Here is a 265-nt window from a genome sequence, read left to right as displayed (position 1 = left end):
AAATATCTTTTCGCTATAGAGATGAGTGGATAACAGATAAAGAGTCTATTAATGTTCCGTATGATGAACTTCTATCTGAGGAGCATGCAACGAAAATGAATGAGTTTATTTCTATGGACCGTGCATTTCCAATAGAGGAATTAGACTCGTTACCAAACATAACTGGAAGCAAAGATACTACATTTATGAGTGCTGTTGACGAAGACGGAAATGCAGTTTCACTTATTCAAAGTATTTATCATGAATTTGGTTCAGGCTTTATGCC

The 265-nt window shown here is 35.5% G+C and carries 1 protein-coding gene; it reads left to right on the top strand.

The window, feature by feature from the left end; translation table 11 throughout:
• A partial coding sequence (locus AOA59_RS28285; protein ID WP_178076311.1) for a gamma-glutamyltransferase occupies window positions 1-265 on the top strand: 265 nt, incomplete at both ends.

It is taken from the genome of Pseudomonas sp. 2822-15, from assembly GCF_002742515.1.
Lineage (GTDB): Bacteria > Pseudomonadota > Gammaproteobacteria > Pseudomonadales > Pseudomonadaceae > Aquipseudomonas > Aquipseudomonas salomonii.
Note: the sequence above shows the minus strand (reverse complement) of the source record. Positions and strands in the feature narration are given on the sequence as shown.